This is a genomic window from Streptomyces sp. 13-12-16, assembly GCF_002114215.1.
Lineage (GTDB): Bacteria > Actinomycetota > Actinomycetes > Streptomycetales > Streptomycetaceae > Streptomyces.
Genome location: NZ_NCTE01000200.1, coordinates 1 through 15,619 on the forward strand (window position 1 = coordinate 1; position 15,619 = coordinate 15,619).

Genomic DNA, 15,619 nt, shown 5'->3' on the forward strand with positions numbered 1-15,619 from the left:
GGGCGGGGCCGCCGCCGGCGGAGACAGGGCGGCGGCCCCGCCGTACAGGCGGCGCGCGCCCGCGCCGTGCGCGGGCCTCGAACCGGTGGAGAAGGTTTGGATCACGCTCCGATGCCTTGGCCGGCACGGTGGAGCGACCGCCGGTGAACGGGTCACCTGAACAGGGCGATCAGTCCGTTCACCCAGATTCCCAGCATCACCAAGACCACGGCCAGGCAGCCGGCTCCTGCCAGGAACCCGCTGAACTTACCGGTGCCGGCGTCTGGTTCGTCGTCCGGGGCGGAAGGTATCGAGTCCCAGTCCACCGGGCGCCCCAAGGCTTCGGAGCAGGCGGTTCGTACCGCTGTCAGCTGCTCCACGGCGAACTTGGACGGGGCGAGGGACTCGGGACCACGCCACGCGAGTGCCCTCATGCGTTCTTGGGGTGTCCGGTGCCTCGCTTCGAAGGAGGAGGTCTCCTCCGCGTTCCGGTCCTCCTCGAGGTACATCCAGCGCCCCGCTTCCGCGGGCTCTCCGTACAGCCGGTACACCTCTGCCAGGCGACGGCGGAGGGTCAGGTCGTTGGGGTAGGAGGAGACCAGTCCGCGTAGGCGTTGACGTGCCATGGGCACACGACCGGCTGCCAGATCCGCGTCGACTCGGGCGAGGGTGGCTGTCAGTGGCATAGCTGCATGATCGGTCAGGAGTGTGGGACGTCTCGACTCCTTTTCGGCGGGTGACCGGTCGACCCCGGTTCAGTGGGACGGGAGGGCCCGGTTGCCGCCCGCTGGTGGTGTGGGACCCCGGGGGCCACGAAGACGTACGAGCCGCTGCACGCCGGGCTGCTGCCGGCGGGGACCCGTGCCTACACGGACACCACGGCCGTGCGGGGGACCACGCACTTCTACACGCTGGAAGCGGTGCGCGCCGACGGCGGCGTCGCGGGCACGCACGTGTGGAGCTGCGTCTTCCAGGACCGCGTCTAGCCGGCACAGGGGCGGTGGAGTCTCGATGGGCGGGCCAAGCCCCGTCGAGCGCGAGCAGTGGCCGAAGAAGTGGCGGGTCGGGGTCCTGACCTGCGGCCGTGCACTCGATAGCGCGTCCGGGGGCTTCTGAGGCACACCCACAGACCCCCTGACGAACCCTGAAACGCTGAAGGGCCGGCCCGGGAGGAAACCCCTCCCGAGCCGGCCCTTCTCGCTGTGCCCCCAGCAGGATTCGAACCTGCGACACCCGCTTCAGGAGTTCGGTCTGACCACCTGTCCACCCGTGTTGCGCGGGGCGGCCGTGGCCGTGTCAGACCGCACGACGCCGCCGCTGTCCGCGGTCGTCGATGTCAGCCATGGATGTCACCTCACACCGGCTGGGGTCACTTGCGCCGCTTGCGTGTCTTCGCCTTGCGTTCGGCTTCCTTGCGCTTCTTGATGGTGTACGACGACCACTCGCCACGGTGCAGGTTGCATCGCGACGCACCGACCATCGCCAGCCGCCGGCACCGAGTGCCCTTCTCCGTGAGCGCTCCACACCTGGACTGCGTACGAGCCACGTCTCCCACCCCCGGTCTCGGCCGTCGTGCGGACCAGTGCAGGATTGCCGGGCACATGTCCTCTGTGGAAGGCGCACTGCTCCGCGCAGCGGTGCACGACGGCCCAAGGAGGTTGCTCTGGGGCGCACGCTTTCCAACTGTGTCGGTGGGGTGGTGGACGTCGTTCGGGGGCGTTCACCTGCGTTCATTCCCGTGCGGATGGTGAGACGACCCTTGCATCCGACTCTGCCTGAACGACGGTGGACGCCGGTGAACGAGACGGAAACTGAGACGGTGCCAGTGGGTCAGGTGCTCATGCTCCCGCCCCCGGGGCCGCTCAGCTTCCCTGCGCGCCGTCCGCGAGAGCGGTGGTGTCCTCGGGCAGCGGGGTCTCGATGGACACGGGTTGATTGATGTCGAGGAAGGTGATGGTCAGGTCCAGTGGCCCGCCGCCGGTGCTGGCCTGCTTGTCGTTGGGCTCGGCTCGCATGCGGAACTGCTTGGCATGGTCGTCACCGTCGATCCACAGGTCCATGGTGAGTGTGTCGGAGACGCCCAGCCCCATGAACTGATCGAGGCTCTCGATCAGGCGCTCCCGGGTCGCTTCGTCCACGGCGCCTTTACGGGCGGCAAGCAGACTGCCGCTGGTGACCGTTCCTTTGTAGTGCCTGGTCCTGGTGCCGTCGACCGTCTCAGTCCCGATCATCTGCAGGTCCTTGGACCCGGTCAGGAGTGTGGACTGCACGACGGGGCTTCCCTCGATCTGACGAGGGAGTACGCCATAGGACTTGTTGTCCACTGCGCCGTGACCCCATGCGGCAGGGTCAGCTCTGAACCAGCTCTTGCCGTCCAGCTTCTCGGAGTCGACCGCACTCCCGCCGACGTACATCACCTCGTTGACGAACCGGACCTCCAGATGGCTGTCCCCGTCCTGGTCGGCAACGGTCATCTTCATACTCATGGTCAGCGGTTCCGTGTTCATGGATGCCTCGGCCTCCAGACGGCCCTTCTCCGGCACGGTCCCGGTGATCCGATAGTGGAGCGACCTGATGTCCTCGGAGTTCGTCGCCGCCTTCGCCACGGCCGTCGCGGGTGTCACCTTGGGCGGGTCTTCATTCGCGGAATCACTCTCGGCGCCTCCGCAGGCAACCGTTCCCCCAGCGAGCAGCACGGCGGCGAACGCCACGCTCGTCACTCTGCGTGGTACGGAACCACGCGCTGAAACCCTCACGATTCCCCCGGAATTGGGCGGCTGGCCCCTGGCTGACCCATGCCAAGGCTGCGAGCGTACCCCGGCATGTGTCCTGTGATCCGCTGGGTTCATGTGAGGCACGCGAGACAGACCACACACGTCTGCCCGCACGAACTTCTGCGGCGTTGGACTTCCAGCTTGGGAAGCTGCGGAACGTTGGAACCAGCTAGGGCGCTGAACTGGGCGAACGGTGCCCCTGCTGTCTCTTCAGGCTGGTCCCTCTTCGCTATGGCTCCCCGATGTTCCCCGCTCGATCCGGTGCGCTTGTGGTGCGGCTTCCGATGTGCGGGGCAGCACGTCATCGGTTGCTGATTCGGATTCGTGCAGCGCGACAAGTTCCTTCAGGTCGTTCGCGGCCATGACCTGTGCGAGACGTCCGGCGATTTTCACGGGCCCGAGGGTAGCGGCAGCTCGCGGAACAGTGCCGATACCGGGACGTCGCCCGTCTCCTCGGGACCATGATCCGCGAGGGTGGGAGGGACCCGGCCAGGAGATGCGGATTCCGCGTGGATGTGGTGGCACGCCTGGGGCACGGCGTCCGGAACGACAAGGGCCAGCCCGGGAGGAAACCCCTCCCGAGCCGGCCCTTCTCGCTGTGCCCCCGGCAGGATTCGAACCTGCGACACCCGCTTTAGGAGTTTCCCCTGAGTGGGGCCTTGACCTGCGAAAACGTCCGTCGTGGGGTGCCTGGCCACGGGAAACACGTCTCTGCGGTTCTCACGTGTTCACGGGGTTTCCCGGCTTCATGTGTGCTGAATGCGTGTCGGCGGGTGCCGCCCGGCGTAGGCGCGGGTCGCTCGGGAGAGGCCGACGAGCGGTCCGAGCCAGGTGCGTCTTGTCAGACCTTCTCGACTCGCACGGGGCGGCCTGCGAGAAGCTGATGCAGATCGTCGGTGTCCGAGGTGAAGACGGTTGCCTGGGCTCCCTGCGCGGCTTCCCGTGCGGCCACGGCAGCCAGGACGGCGTCGATGGCGTACTTGTGCCCGTGCAGGCCGGCGGTCTTCAGCATGTCCCGTGCCGTGGCGATCACCTGGTCGTCCGTGTGCACGATGCGAATCCGGGACAGCGTCCAGTTCCACAGCGCCTGCCTCGACGTGTCGCTGGGGTTCCATGCTTCCAAGGTGGTGAGCGCCGAGGTGACGATGGGGATGTCGAGTCGCGGAGCCGCCTTGACCAGCGCGGTCATCTCCCGGTCACCCTGAATCGCCTTGGAAAGGGCCTCGGAGTCGAACACGAAGACGCGCTGCCGCGGCTGGTGCAGCTTTGCTCGGGAGGTACGGCTCACGCGGCCGCACCGGGATGCGATCGCTGCTCGTCGTGCCAGTCGTCGATGGCAGCGATGCGGTCCAGTGCCGCCTGCTGCTCGTCGTCCGTCACGGCACCGTGCTCTTCCTCCAGACGCTCGGCCAACTCGCGCAGCCGGTCCATGGCGTCCTGATGAGCGGCGGCAGCCGCGATGTAACTGGACACTCCGCGTGCGTCGACGCGTTCCTTGATCGATTCCACTAGCTCTTCCGGCACGGTGATGGTGATCTTCCGAGTTGCCATACTCCAAGTATGGCAGATGCTGTGTCGGATGACCTGGCTCTCTCGCGAATCTGGCCCGGAAATCCCGTGCTGTGTGGCGTTGTTCTGCCTGATCAGGGGGTCGCGGCATGGGGATGAGGATCAGCGCGTGACGGCTCGTCTCACGTCGTCCGCTCACGCATCGCTCACACGCACAGGCGCCGGCTCACCTCAGGCCGGCGCGCTTCCAGCAGGTCCGACTGGAGGACCCATGCTCCACCTCATGGTCACCGGTCACTCCGCCGAGGGATGCGCACGCGCCTGGGTGGGGACGCGGGCGTGCCGGAGTGGTGCTCCGGCCTGATGGAGACTGGCGAGGGCCAGCCGGTAGGAGGTGATCAGCCCGGTTTCCACGTAGTCCAGACCCAGTTCCTGGCAGTGGCGCCGGACGATGGTCCGGGCCTTGCGCAGGTTGGGGCTGGGCATGCTGGGGAACAGGTGGTGCTCGATCTGGTGGTTCAGCCCGCCCAGTGCGATGTCGGTGAGCCTGCCGCCGCGCACGTTGCGTGAGGTGAGCACCTGGCGACGGAGGAAGTCCGGGCGGTCCTCGCCTGTCAGGATCGGCATGCCCTTGTGGTTGGGCGCGAAGAGGGAGCCCAGGTAGACGCCGAACAGGCACTGGTGGACGGCGAGGAAGGCGATCGCCATGCCGGGCGGCAGCAGCCACAGCAGCACGGTCAGGTAGAGCACGAAGTGCGCGAACAGCAGGACGCCGTCGAGCGTGCGGTGCTTGAGCGAACGATTGGCCAGTGCCTTCACGCTAGACACGTGCAGGTTGAAGCCCTCCAGGGTGAGGAGCGGGAAGAACAGGAACGCCTGCCAGCGGCCGATCAGGCGGGGGAGCCCCTTGGCGGCCCGCGCCTGGTCCTGGGACCAGACCAGCAGGTCGGGGTCGAGGTCGGGGTCGAGTTCCTCGTGGTTGGGGTTGGCGTGGTGGCGGGTGTGCTTGTCCTGCCACCAGCCGTAGCCCATCCCGATACCGGCACCGGCGATCCGTCCGGACACCTCGCTGGCCCGGCGTCGGCGGAACACCTGGCGGTGCGCCGCGTCATGGGCGAGCAGGGCGACCTGGCCGAACACGACGCCGAGGAAGGCGGCGACCGCCAGAGTCCACCAACTGTCGCCGATGAGCGCGACGGCGGCCCACCCACTGACGTAGAGCCCGGCCACCACCGTGGTCCGCAGCGCGTAATAGCCGGGACGGCGCTCCAGCAGCCCGGCGGCGGCGATCTTTCTCGACAGGCGGGCGAAGTCACTTCCGGACGCCTCCGAGGACGGGGGGCGGACCGTGGTGTTACTGCTCATGATGGTGAAACTCTTTCCGAAGAAGGCCGGTCGGCTCGGCGCCGCCCCGGGAGCCGCTGGGACCGGGCCGCAGGCAGAGCCTTTCGTCCTCCGTGGTTGCGGACACATCACGCGACCACGGAGCTGGGAGGCGTCTGCTTCGTCCGTCAGCGGCTGCTGCGCAGGCCCTCTGTTTCTCACGGGTACCCCGCCGCGGGCGTCTCACACCGTGTCAGACGGGGCTTCCGGAGCGGTCCGCGTGCATGTCGGCAGAACCGACTCCGTCCGGTGAAGCGGATCCGCTGATGGCTGATGAGTGCTCGATGCCTGGCCGGTCAGGCCGCGGTCTCGGTGATGAGGACGGCAACGGTGACCGGGCCCGGGGCGTCGGTGGCCGTTGCGGCGGTCACGGCGGCCCGGACGGCGTGCGCGACTTCCAGGGGATGGTGTCCGGGGGAGACCGCGAGGTGGACCTCGACACGCCGGTCGGGTGGGTCGGCATGGTCCTCCATCTTGACCGGGCGGCTCCCCAGCACGGTGGTGAGGCCGGCGACGCCCGGAACACCCGTTGCGACGTCCGCCAGATCCCCGACGGGCCCTCTCGGGGAGCCCGCTCCGGTCACGGGGAGCGAGCTCCGTGCGGCTGCGGTCGTTGCTGCGGCTGTGCTGTGCGGCGTGAGCCTCATGGATCTCGCAACGGTCCGCGCCTTCGTACCTGTCTGCGGGACCTCATGGACATCCGTGACGCGCAGGTCGGCTGTCACGGTGGCCAGACCGAGCCGTCGAGCGGCCGCGTCCAGCAGTCTGCTCCTCAACTGGTCGGCGGTTTCGGGCAGTGGCTCCCCGAGTGATGCCGAAAAGGCGGTTTCGATCCTGAGCGGGCCCGGCAGCATCGCGCCGGCCGGCGGACGGACGGCCGGCTCGGACACGGATTCGAGCGGCGCCGGCCCGATGCGCAGAGACTCCAGCCGCACCCCGGGAATCTCGTTCGCGGCCCGCCCGAGGGCCTGGACGGCCGCTTGCTCGGTGATCCATGTCCCGTCGGCGGGCCCGCCCAGCGGGAGCAGCCGACCCTGGCCGAACCGGTGCCGTACCACCTGCGTCCCTGCTTCGGTCTTCACCGGCCTCTCACCCTCTCTCAGGCGACTTGTCAGACCCTCGTGCCTCGCAGCGTTCAATTCCCGCAATGCATGCTAAGTAAATATAATGGGACAAATGAGGGCCAGATGGACCTCTGAGGGAGGAATATCCCGATGACCGAGGACACCGGTGCAAGGCGCGGTGGCGCTCCCGCTTCTCGTGGCCGGACGACGGTCGCCGATGTGGTGGTGGAGAAGATCGCCGGAATGGCGGCACGGGACGTGCCCGGCGTCCATGCCCTGGGCGGCGGTTTCGCCCGCTCGATGGGGACCATGCGGGAGCGGATGCCCGGCGCCGGCAGCGGCAAGTCCGTCGCACGCGGGGTCAGCGTCGAGGTCGGAGAGCTGCAGGCGGCCATCGACCTGGAGATCGTCGTCGACTACGGCGTCTCGATCACGGACGTGGCCGGTGAGGTGAGGGAGAGCGTGATCTCCGCGGTGGAGCGGATGGCGGATCGCGAAGTCGTGGAAGTCAACATCACGGTCAGCGATGTGAAGCTCCCCGACGAGGAGGACGAAGAACGGCAGCGGATCCAGTAGCCGGGGCGCAGCAGTCCGCGTGAGCGAAGGAGCGCGTGATGAGCAGAGCCGTGGTGGGGCTGATGGCCGGGATGGCGCTGGGTTTCGCCGCGTATTTCGGTGACTTCTGGGCGTTTCTGCTGGTTCTCGGGCTGGGCGTCGTCGGACTCGTGGTCGGGCGGTTCACGGAAGGCGATCTCGAACCGGGCGATTTCATCCGCCGCCGGGACCGGCAGGAGCGGATCCGCGATGACCGGCGACGGGTTCGGGGAGATTGGCGGCAGTGACCGGTGAAGCCGATCGGCGTCCGGGCACTGCCAGCGGGGAGCGCGGAGCGATCGCCGTCGCCGACCGGGTCGTTGTGAAGATCGCTTCCCACGTGGCGCGCGAGGCGCTGAGCCGGTTCCCCGAGTCGGTGGGCCACGTACCGCCGGGCCGCCGGACGCCCCACGTGACCACCTCCGTGCGGCGGGCACCGGAGCGGCAGACCGCAGGGCGGGACGGCGAGTCCGCCGCCGGACGGCAGGCGGCGGTCGGCGAGGCACGGCTGCGCATCACCGTCGAGCTCGGCTGTCCGTCCGACATCGGGGCGCAGTGCGCCGCGGTGCGCAGGGAGGTCACCGAACGGCTCAGGACATGGTCCGGCATGGACGTGTCACATCTCGTGGTGTCGGTCGGGCGACTGCACTCGGCGCATACGCGGCACGCGGGCGAGGAGAGGGTGAGATGAGCGCGAACACCCGTCGGCGGCCGGCCGGTGACAGCGACCTTCCCCCCGGACTCGGGAAGGCGGACCCGCCCGCGGACGGCAGCCGGGGCAAGGACGCGACGACAGCCGACTCGACACCGGCGGTCGAGGCATCGGACCGGCGGGCGCGCCGCTTCTGGTCGACGCGGCGGATTCCCGCGGTCTTGGTGGCCCTGTTGACCGCCGCGGTCACCGGACTGCTCCTGTACGACGTGGTCTCCGTCCGGGCGGGCCGGCCCGCGATGCGCTGGCGGCGGCGGCTCGCGGAGGAACTGGCCACCCGGCCACTGGACGACGTCTGGATGATCGCCGGGGCCGCGGTCGCGATGGCCCTCGGCCTGTGGCTTTTCCTGCTGGCGGTGACGCCGGGACTGCGCAGGCTGCTGCCCATGCGGCAGCCCGCCGGCATGTTCGGGAAAGGGGAGGTGCGCGCCGGGCTCGACCGCCGCGCGGCCGGCCTGGTTCTGCGTGACAGGGCCGTACGGGTGCCCGGTGTCCAGTCGGCACAGGTTTCCGTCGGACGGCGGAAGGTCAAGGCCCGGGCGCGCGCCCATTTCCGGGATCTGGAGGAGGTCCGCGCGGACCTGGACGCCACGCTGGGCGAAGCCGTGACGTTCTTGGGTCTCGCTCGGCGGCCCACGCTGACCGTGCGCGTCCGGCGCCCGAAGAAGGGCTGAGGTGATCCTGATGCTCAAGGCGGTGAACCGGGTGCTGCTGGGGCTTCTCGGCCTTGGACTGTTCGCCCTGGGCGGCGGTGTGCTGCTGGGCGGGCTGGACCTGCCGCGCCGCTGGGACTTCGGCATGCCGGGCTGGTGGCCCTTCCGCGGGCCCGACGACGTGGTGCTGGGAACCGAGGGACGCACCCGGTGGCGGGAGGAAGGCTGGTGGTGGCCGACCGTCATCGCGGTGCTCGCCGTGCTGCTGGCCCTGCTGCTGTGGTGGCTCCTCGCCCAGCGCAGGCACCGCCTGGGCGGCGTCCTCGTCGAAAGCGGGGACAGCGCGGCGGCCCGGCTCGACGGCCGTGCACTGGAGGACGTGATCGAGGAAGAGGCACGGGACCTGGACGGAGTCGCACGGGCTCATGTACGACTGACGGGCCGAAGCACCGCTCCGGCCGCGCGCGTACGGCTGGTGCTGGAGCCGCACGCCGATCCGGCGCGGACGCTGGGGCGACTGAGCCGGGAAACACTCGCGCACGCGCGGGACTCGGCCGGCCTGGACAGCCTCCCCTCGAAGGTCCGGCTCAAAGAAGTCCGCCACCACGCACGACGCGTCGACTGATCCCCGGGGCCGGACTCCCGACGGGGGACCCGGTCAGCCCTTCCGAGGGAGAGAGACCTGGCCCGCAGCGCAGGTCTTCACGAGTGCCCCGGAGCCATCCACGCCGCGGTTTCCCTCAAGGGAGGCATCTCGCCATGGCCCTCTTCCTGGCCCTGCTCGTCGCCGGAATTGCTCTGGTCGCCATCGGGGCGGGCGTCGACGGCATGCTCTATCTGTCCTCCGCCGGTGTACTGCTCCTCATCGCCGATCTGCTCTACCTGGCGGCCCGCTCCGTGTGGCGATCTCCTCGGCGCCCAGCCCGCTGAGGCCGCGCCCCTCCTGGCCTCGTCGTACGGAGCAGACGGTCGGAGCCCGTGTCCATGAACAGTCGTTCGGTCTGCGGGGAGGGGTGGTGCAGCCGCAGGGACGCGTGGGTCTCGGCGGCGTGCCGTGACACGTCGAGGAAGACGCGCAGGCCGCTGTTGTCACAGCGGTCGACGGTGGTCAGATCGACGTCGATGAGGGTGATGCCGTCCCGCAGGCACCGCTCCAGAACGGCGCGCACCTGGGGCGCGGTGGCGGGGTCGATCACGCCGGCCAGGGTGACCAGTGCCCGCCTGTCCCGGTCGTGCCGGTAGATGTTCAGCTGCGGAAGAGTCATGACGCCTCGGTTCAGATGTTGCTCAGATGCCCCGGTCCACGGGTCCCGGCCCCCCCGCCCGGTCCAGGGCCCGGGTGTACGCCCCGGCACGCGTCGCCGCGGTCTGAGCCGACGGTTCCGAGGCGCGGACGGGTGTCCGGATGATCACTCGTGGTGCGTAGTACGGCTGCGGCACGCAGCGGCCGCGGCGGCCGGGCCGGGGTGCGCCGTACCGGTACGCGGCGATTCTTTCGGCGTGCTGGAGGTTGAGCCGGTGGATCACGTACGCCGCCACTGCGACGAGGACCAGGAAGGCGGCGGCTGTCAGGAAGGCGTTCATGGCGGCCACCTCACATACCGATGATCAGCCGGCTGGCCCGGCCGGGCGGGCCGGTCTGTCGGGGAACGGCTGCGGCCACCGCGGAGGCGCCGCCCTCGTACTCCCATGCCTCGTCCGCGTCCAGTGGCTGGTCGGCCGCCAAGACGCCGTGCCGGGCCTCGTCCGCGGCGACGAGCGCGCTCGCGGTCAGGGGCGGGCCGTCGTGGTCGGACGCGGCAGCCATCAGCCGGGCCGCAGACTCCGCCCCGGTCTCGGGCGGGATGACCAGGAGATCCCAGCGGCCGGTGCCGTAGGAGAGCAGCAGCAGCTTGTGCGGGTCGATCTCCGGGGTGAACCAGCCGACCTTGACGATGTGGCCGTCCACGGGAACCGTGCGGGGGATGACCGGCCAGTGTTCCGGGTTTACGGCGATGCGGGTGATGCGGCCCCACAGAGGATCCAACACATCCGTGAGTGCCGGCAGTTCGCTCAGCAGATCACGGGAACGGGGCCACCAGGCTCCGTCCAGGAGTCCGCGGGAGGGGCCGTCGGTCTTCAGTGCGAGACGCGCGGCCGGGGCTGCGACGGGCTCGGCGTGCGGCAGGGGCGGAAGCAAGGTCGCCGACATGATGCGGACCCGTCTCCGGGTCGCCTCTGCGGCGGCCCGGGTTTCATCTTTCGCCGGGGACGACCCGGCGTGGAAGCCGGTGTGCGAGATGCCCTCGGTACTGTCCACACTACTCCGCGTTTCGTTGCGGCGCGGAGCAGCGGCCCCATGGAGTGGAGTACCGGCCGGATGATCTCCCGGCAGTGCCTCGGCGCGTGCCGGGAGTCCCCGTCCTTCGGGCTGAAGGGCCGTCGCCGCCGGGCGCGGCCGGCACAACGGTGTCGGATGGCGGGGGCGAGAGGTCAGCCGGGCCACTCGACCATGAGCAGCGTCGCGTCATCGCTGGTCCGTCCGCCCCTCGCCTGCTTGAGCGTGTGGGACAGGGATCGCGTCACCGCCCGGATGCCGCGCCCGGTCCTCTCCAGATGGTTCACACAGTCGATCAGCTGGTCCTCTCCGAACTCCTCCCCACCGCTCCTGTGCTCCTCGACCAGTCCATCGGTGAAACAGAGGACGCGGTCCCCGCGCACCAGCCCCAGCTCACTGATCCGGGGCACCGGACCGCCCAGGCCGACGGGAAGGGTCGTCGGGGCGACCAGACGCCGTGCGACGCGGTGGTCGCGGACGAGGATCGGTGACGGGTGCCCGGCGTTGACCCACTGCATCCGCCCCGTCGTCGTGTCCAGCTGCATCATCTGCGCGGTGACGAAGTGCTCGGGACCGAACTGCTCGGCCACGGCGCGGTCCATGAAGTCGTAGATCTCCGGCAGTCCGATGCCGGAGCGGCGGGCGTGGCGGTAGGCGCCGATGGCCACGGTGGCCATCGTGGCCGCGTCCAGTCCGTGGCCCATCGCGTCGATCATGACCAGGTGGAGGACGTCGTCGTTGAGGGCGTAGTCGAAGCTGTCGCCGGCCACGTCGTAGGCGGGTTCCAGGATCCCGGCCACGGCCACCCGGGGCATGATCATCGCCAGCGGTGGCAACAGGGACCACTGGATCTCCGCGGCGACGCTCATCGCCTCACCGCGCCGGACGCCGAAGAACAGGTCGGAGTAGCCGTGCTTGGTCACCAGCAGGTCGGCCACCAGGCCGGAGATCCTGTGCAGCAGGCGGCGGTCGTGGTCGTCGATGCCGTCCAGCGTCACCGCCATGACCCCCACCTGGTCACCGCCGTCCAGCAGCGGCAGATGAACCCGGACGCCGTCCTCCCGGGGCACCTCCACGGGGACCGCGTCGAGAAAGCAGCGGCCCGCCTCGGAATCGTCGATCACCTGCGGTTCCCCGCCCGTGAGGCCCTCACCGGGCAGCGGTACGAGCAGCTGCTGGCCGTAGTCCTGCAACAGCACCTGTGGTCGGCGGCCACCGAGCCGTTCCACCACGTCGGCGACCAGGGGTCCGATGAGATGGGGCGGCAATTCGTGCGCGCTGTCGAGGATCTCTCCGAGGAGAGCTTCCCCGAAGCTCTCGGAGCGGTCCGCGCGCCGTCCTGCCGTCATCCCCTCACCCGCCATGGTCAGGGCGGGCCGGTATGACAAAGGATCTGTCGGTGCCATGGCTCCATCAAGGGGTCGTGGACGCCCGGGTCCGCCGGGCACGCGTGGCAGGCCGGGGCGGGCTGCTTACCTGGGTCCGGCTCCTCCTTCCGACTCCCATGTGTCCTGTCCGTCGAGGCCGCTCTCGGCGAGTGCCAGCAGGCGCGGGGCGGACAAGGGGTTCTCGGGGTCGGAGGCGGCGGTCAGCAGCAGGGCTGCCGTTCCGGCCGGTTCGTCCGGTGGGACCACGAGCAGTTCCCAGCGCCCCACGGTGCCGCAGTCCACGGTGATGGCATGCATCTCGGCCGCCCCGTTGCTCAGGGCCACCTCGATCACATGCCCCGGTGCCATCACCTCCTGCGGGGCATCTGGCCAGGCGGCGGTACCCACGGTCACGCGCGTGACGGTGCCGATGCCCGGATCCAAGGAGCCGACCAGCGCGGGCAGCTCCAGTTCCAGTGCGTCGCAGCGCGGCCACCATGCGCCGTCCAGCGGGCCATGGCTGACATCCGGCGTGAGGCGCAGCCGGGGCAAGGGCATCCGGTAGGAGTGTCCGTCACCTGGGGCCGTACCTTTGGCGGACTTGGTGATGGCGTTCATCGTGCGATCCCGATCCGGGCGGTTTCCGGCTGCCCGTGTCTGTCACTCGCCGGGAACGGCGCCGCCGTGGTCGTGCGCCCGACAGTTCTCGGTACCTGTCAGGCTACTCCCGGCTGTGGCGGGCGGCGTGGCGCGCAGCCATCGCGTCGAGACACGTCCGTACGGCGGACGACGGGTGGCGTGGCGGCCCGGGCCGCGTACGACCGCCGGCTCATCGCTCCTCTGCCGAATCATCGGCGTGCCGAGGGCTGCCCTTCGGAAGACAGGGTCAACACACAGGGGGCGACGGGGCCGGGCAGCCCGACCACCTCGCCCATGTTCTGCCAGCCCCAGGACGAGAAGGCGGCTTGTCCTGCCTGGTCGGCAGGATGCAGCAGGGTGACCCCGAGGGAGGACCGCAGGTCTGTGAGCAGACGCTGTTGCAGGCGGCGGGCGATATCACGGTGCTGAGCGTGCGGATGGGCCACGACCTGGGTGAGGACGACGAACCGTGCGCGGGAGGTGAGCCGCTGGATGATCTCCTGGAGCGTTCCGTCGAACCACCGGCGGTCGGAGCCGTCAGGGTCCACCGGATAACCGAAGGCGCAACCGATCAGCACCGTCGTTTCTGCGACCAGCAGGGCGAAGCGAGGGCGGTGGGCGGTGACCGCCAAGCGGTGCAGGAAGTCTCCACGGTCGTGGTACGCCTCGCCGGCGGTGCCCGCGACGGACTCCGCAGCCAGGTCCGCGATGTCCTCGCGCATGTCTTCTGCCTGCCAGCGGGTCAGCCGTCGAAGGCGGATCCCGTCCCTGAGGACCGGCTGATCCGGCCGACGAGCGGGGTCCTCGGGCGCCCGCGTCGCGGTACTCATGAGGTCGCCGGATGCGGCGGGCGGCACGGGACTCACGGGGGCCGTAAGGAGCAGCGAAGTCGATCCGGTGGTATCGAGGAGCCGGGTGATCTGCGCGCACGGATGGTGCAGCCGCAGGCGAGCGTGGACCCGGCTGGCGCGCCGTGATGCCGACAGGAGGACGTCCAAGCCCCTGGCGTCGCAGGAGCCGACCGTGGTCATATCGATGTCGATCACGGTGACACCGTCCAGCAGACACTGCTCCACTGCGGCCCGCAGCAGCGGCGTCGTGGCCGGCCCGATGTCGCCGGCAAGCGTGACGAGCGTCCGCTCTCCTCGGTTCCGCCGATGGATGTCCAGCCGGGCAAAGGCCATCACGCCTCCCCTCGGCGGGGTTGCGGACCTGCACGGGTGTTCAGCGCGGCCCCTGCCATGATGAGCTTGCGCGGAGTTGCTTCGACCGCGGCGGACATGATGCCGACCCGTCTCCGCGCCGACCACTGGGGCGGCCCGGGGTTCGTCTCTCGCCGAGGACGACCCGGCGGGGCGGCCGGAGTGCGTGGTGCCCTCGGTACTTCAACCGTACGTCGGCCGCAACCGGAAGCGGCTGCTTCGACGGGCGCGCGGCATGGTAGGGGCCGCATCACCTCACGGGCCGTCCCCACGGTCCGGGCTCTGCCGCGAGTACGAGCGCATGGGTTCGCGCCAGGCCCGGTTTGCCAAGGCCACCTCCAGCGTGTCCCCTCCCGTAGAGCAGCCTGCAGCGCGGGCGGACTTGCCCCGACGACACGGCGTCTGAAGATCAGGTTTTGAGACGGCATGACCTTCGGCAAGCTCGTCTTCCTCACGACCTGCGGCGCCCCGGCCAGCTACCAGCAGCAGCACGCCGCAGCCCAGGACATCCGCCGTCCCGACGTCCGCAACCTGGTCGCCGACATGGCCGCCCGCGACCGCCGTCGTACCCTGCCGGAACTGCACCACTTCAGCCGCCAACTGGGAGTCCCCGCGTGACCGAGCCGACCGCTCCGGACAAGAAGCCCTTCCTGTACGTCGTCGTGTGCGCGGCAGGTGTTGCCCGTGACGTCGGCAAGCTCATCACCACCGCCCAGGAGGCGCACTGGGACGTCGGCGCCATCGCCACACCGCAGGGACTCGGCTTCATCGACGCCAAGGCGATCGAGGCACAGACCGGCTACCCGATCCGCTCCGCCTGGCGATCACCGGGAGACCCGCGCCCCCTGCCTCCGGCGGACGCGATCGCCGTCGCTCCCGCCACGTTCAACACGATCAACAAGTGGGCCGCCGGGATCTCAGACACCCTCGCCCTGGGCATCCTGTGCGAGGCGTACGGCATGGGCATCCCGACCGTGGCACTGCCCTACCTGAACTCAGCCCAGGCCGCCCACCCTGCCTATCAGCAGAGCCTGGACCGTCTGCAGGGGATGGGCGTCCTGATCGGCTCGTGCGAACCGCACCGGCCGAGGGCCGGTGGCGCGGCGGATCGCTTCCGCTGGGAGGAAGCGCTGGAGTTGCTGGAGCCTCTGGTCAGCACGGTGCGGTGACGCGGTTCCTTCACCGGGGACGGACCGCAGTGATCATCGTCGACGCCCGTTCGCCAGGCTGCCGACGAGGTCACCGGGGAGCGAGGCAATCACTCCTCCTCGTGCGGACGTGCTGGGCTGCTGCCGAGGCGAGCTGATCCGGAAGTAGGAGGGGGTCCCCCGGGCAAAGACCGTTCACTCAGGAAACACCAGAGCGTTCACTCAGGAAACGCGCGAATGTTCACTCAGGAAACCCGCGCCCGTCGTGGACCGGCCAA

At 69.7% G+C, this 15,619-nt stretch carries 22 protein-coding genes; 9 read left to right on the forward strand and 13 right to left on the reverse strand.

Features of this window, described 5'->3' with window-relative positions; genetic code table 11:
• Positions 1-152: 152 nt before the first annotated feature.
• A complete protein-coding gene (locus tag B7767_RS09130) occupies positions 153-665 on the reverse strand; it encodes a DUF6584 family protein (RefSeq protein WP_085571736.1) in 513 nt (170 codons plus the stop codon).
• A 72-nt stretch (positions 666-737) separates the two neighbouring features.
• On the opposite strand from B7767_RS09130, the gene B7767_RS09135 reads away from it, so the two are divergent.
• Positions 738-965, forward strand: a complete 228-nt coding sequence (locus B7767_RS09135) for a hypothetical protein (protein ID WP_085571737.1) — start codon at positions 738-740, stop codon at positions 963-965.
• Between the two features lie 876 nt (positions 966-1,841).
• Here the strand turns inward: B7767_RS09135 and B7767_RS09140 are convergent.
• The 6 genes from B7767_RS09140 to B7767_RS47870 all read right to left on the reverse strand — a co-directional run bounded on the left by B7767_RS09140 (position 1,842) and on the right by B7767_RS47870 (position 6,229).
• Positions 1,842-2,690, reverse strand: coding sequence for a hypothetical protein (locus B7767_RS09140; protein ID WP_256923372.1), 849 nt, complete (start codon positions 2,688-2,690; stop codon positions 1,842-1,844).
• A 273-nt stretch (positions 2,691-2,963) separates the two neighbouring features.
• A complete protein-coding gene (locus B7767_RS45720; protein ID WP_143652303.1) occupies positions 2,964-3,146 on the reverse strand; it encodes a hypothetical protein in 183 nt (60 codons plus the stop codon).
• A 448-nt stretch (positions 3,147-3,594) separates the two neighbouring features.
• Entirely contained in the window at positions 3,595-4,041 is a 447-nt protein-coding gene (locus tag B7767_RS09145) for a PIN domain-containing protein (RefSeq protein WP_085571739.1), read from the reverse strand.
• Positions 4,038-4,304 carry a hypothetical protein gene (locus B7767_RS09150; protein WP_085571740.1) on the reverse strand — a complete coding sequence of 89 codons (267 nt, stop codon included), beginning with the start codon at positions 4,302-4,304 and terminating at the stop codon, positions 4,038-4,040. Before B7767_RS09150 ends, B7767_RS09145 begins: the two co-directional genes overlap by 4 nt.
• 252 nt (positions 4,305-4,556) lie before the next feature.
• Complete coding sequence (locus tag B7767_RS09155; RefSeq protein WP_085571741.1) at positions 4,557-5,627, reverse strand: acyl-CoA desaturase; 1,071 nt, start codon at positions 5,625-5,627, stop codon at positions 4,557-4,559.
• A gap of 314 nt (positions 5,628-5,941) precedes the next feature.
• Positions 5,942-6,229, reverse strand: a complete 288-nt coding sequence (locus tag B7767_RS47870; RefSeq protein ID WP_256923373.1) for a hypothetical protein — start codon at positions 6,227-6,229, stop codon at positions 5,942-5,944.
• 630 nt (positions 6,230-6,859) lie between these two features.
• On the opposite strand from B7767_RS47870, the gene B7767_RS09165 reads away from it, so the two are divergent.
• The 6 genes from B7767_RS09165 to B7767_RS46240 all read left to right on the forward strand — a co-directional run bounded on the left by B7767_RS09165 (position 6,860) and on the right by B7767_RS46240 (position 9,598).
• Positions 6,860-7,285: an Asp23/Gls24 family envelope stress response protein gene (locus B7767_RS09165; RefSeq protein ID WP_085571743.1), complete on the forward strand. Its 426-nt coding sequence runs from the start codon at positions 6,860-6,862 to the stop codon at positions 7,283-7,285.
• A 38-nt stretch (positions 7,286-7,323) separates the two neighbouring features.
• Positions 7,324-7,551: a hypothetical protein gene (locus B7767_RS09170; protein ID WP_085571744.1), complete on the forward strand. Its 228-nt coding sequence runs from the start codon at positions 7,324-7,326 to the stop codon at positions 7,549-7,551.
• Positions 7,552-7,625: 74 nt separating this feature from the next.
• On the forward strand, positions 7,626-7,994 hold the full coding sequence (locus B7767_RS09175) for an Asp23/Gls24 family envelope stress response protein (protein WP_306297951.1): 369 nt from the start codon (positions 7,626-7,628) through the stop codon (positions 7,992-7,994).
• Positions 7,991-8,689: a DUF6286 domain-containing protein gene (locus tag B7767_RS09180; RefSeq protein WP_085571746.1), complete on the forward strand. Its 699-nt coding sequence runs from the start codon at positions 7,991-7,993 to the stop codon at positions 8,687-8,689. Before B7767_RS09175 ends, B7767_RS09180 begins: the two co-directional genes overlap by 4 nt.
• A 10-nt stretch (positions 8,690-8,699) precedes the next feature.
• A complete protein-coding gene (gene amaP / locus B7767_RS09185; protein ID WP_085571767.1) occupies positions 8,700-9,293 on the forward strand; it encodes an alkaline shock response membrane anchor protein AmaP in 594 nt (197 codons plus the stop codon).
• A 134-nt stretch (positions 9,294-9,427) separates the two neighbouring features.
• On the forward strand, positions 9,428-9,598 hold the full coding sequence (locus B7767_RS46240; protein ID WP_179167083.1) for a hypothetical protein: 171 nt from the start codon (positions 9,428-9,430) through the stop codon (positions 9,596-9,598).
• Here the strand turns inward: B7767_RS46240 and B7767_RS09190 are convergent.
• The 6 genes from B7767_RS09190 to B7767_RS09215 form a co-directional block, all read right to left on the reverse strand.
• Positions 9,547-9,933, reverse strand: coding sequence for an STAS domain-containing protein (locus tag B7767_RS09190; RefSeq protein WP_085571747.1), 387 nt, complete (start codon positions 9,931-9,933; stop codon positions 9,547-9,549). The genes B7767_RS46240 and B7767_RS09190 overlap by 52 nt on opposite strands.
• Positions 9,934-9,955: 22 nt before the next feature.
• Positions 9,956-10,252, reverse strand: a complete 297-nt coding sequence (locus tag B7767_RS47875; protein WP_256923374.1) for a hypothetical protein — start codon at positions 10,250-10,252, stop codon at positions 9,956-9,958.
• A gap of 10 nt (positions 10,253-10,262) precedes the next feature.
• A complete protein-coding gene (locus B7767_RS09200; protein ID WP_085571748.1) occupies positions 10,263-10,967 on the reverse strand; it encodes a DUF5994 family protein in 705 nt (234 codons plus the stop codon).
• Between the two features lie 173 nt (positions 10,968-11,140).
• Positions 11,141-12,334, reverse strand: coding sequence for a PP2C family protein-serine/threonine phosphatase (locus B7767_RS09205; RefSeq protein WP_085571749.1), 1,194 nt, complete (start codon positions 12,332-12,334; stop codon positions 11,141-11,143).
• 123 nt (positions 12,335-12,457) lie between these two features.
• On the reverse strand, positions 12,458-12,970 hold the full coding sequence (locus B7767_RS09210) for a DUF5994 family protein (protein ID WP_256923375.1): 513 nt from the start codon (positions 12,968-12,970) through the stop codon (positions 12,458-12,460).
• A 230-nt stretch (positions 12,971-13,200) separates the two neighbouring features.
• On the reverse strand, positions 13,201-14,301 hold the full coding sequence (locus B7767_RS09215; RefSeq protein WP_256923376.1) for an STAS domain-containing protein: 1,101 nt from the start codon (positions 14,299-14,301) through the stop codon (positions 13,201-13,203).
• Between the two features lie 318 nt (positions 14,302-14,619).
• On the opposite strand from B7767_RS09215, the gene B7767_RS49265 reads away from it, so the two are divergent.
• Positions 14,620-14,811: a hypothetical protein gene (locus tag B7767_RS49265; RefSeq protein WP_085571751.1), complete on the forward strand. Its 192-nt coding sequence runs from the start codon at positions 14,620-14,622 to the stop codon at positions 14,809-14,811.
• Positions 14,808-15,362 (forward strand): flavoprotein, encoded by a 555-nt coding sequence (locus B7767_RS09225; protein WP_055539106.1) that lies wholly within the window; start codon positions 14,808-14,810, stop codon positions 15,360-15,362. Before B7767_RS49265 ends, B7767_RS09225 begins: the two co-directional genes overlap by 4 nt.
• Positions 15,363-15,619 lie beyond the last annotated feature (257 nt).

Coding starts and splice junctions, on each gene's coding strand:
- B7767_RS09130 (WP_085571736.1), bottom strand. CDS start 665: ATGCCACTGACAGCCACCCTCGCCCGAGTCGACGCGGATCTGGCAGCC.
- B7767_RS09150 (WP_085571740.1), bottom strand. CDS start 4,304: ATGGCAACTCGGAAGATCACCATCACCGTGCCGGAAGAGCTAGTGGAA.
- B7767_RS09155 (WP_085571741.1), bottom strand. CDS start 5,627: ATGAGCAGTAACACCACGGTCCGCCCCCCGTCCTCGGAGGCGTCCGGA.
- B7767_RS09165 (WP_085571743.1), top strand. CDS start 6,860: ATGACCGAGGACACCGGTGCAAGGCGCGGTGGCGCTCCCGCTTCTCGT.
- B7767_RS09170 (WP_085571744.1), top strand. CDS start 7,324: ATGAGCAGAGCCGTGGTGGGGCTGATGGCCGGGATGGCGCTGGGTTTC.
- B7767_RS09180 (WP_085571746.1), top strand. CDS start 7,991: ATGAGCGCGAACACCCGTCGGCGGCCGGCCGGTGACAGCGACCTTCCC.
- amaP (WP_085571767.1), top strand. CDS start 8,700: ATGCTCAAGGCGGTGAACCGGGTGCTGCTGGGGCTTCTCGGCCTTGGA.
- B7767_RS46240 (WP_179167083.1), top strand. CDS start 9,428: ATGGCCCTCTTCCTGGCCCTGCTCGTCGCCGGAATTGCTCTGGTCGCC.
- B7767_RS09190 (WP_085571747.1), bottom strand. CDS start 9,933: ATGACTCTTCCGCAGCTGAACATCTACCGGCACGACCGGGACAGGCGG.
- B7767_RS47875 (WP_256923374.1), bottom strand. CDS start 10,252: ATGAACGCCTTCCTGACAGCCGCCGCCTTCCTGGTCCTCGTCGCAGTG.
- B7767_RS09205 (WP_085571749.1), bottom strand. CDS start 12,334: ATGACGGCAGGACGGCGCGCGGACCGCTCCGAGAGCTTCGGGGAAGCT.
- B7767_RS09210 (WP_256923375.1), bottom strand. CDS start 12,970: ATGAACGCCATCACCAAGTCCGCCAAAGGTACGGCCCCAGGTGACGGA.
- B7767_RS49265 (WP_085571751.1), top strand. CDS start 14,620: ATGACCTTCGGCAAGCTCGTCTTCCTCACGACCTGCGGCGCCCCGGCC.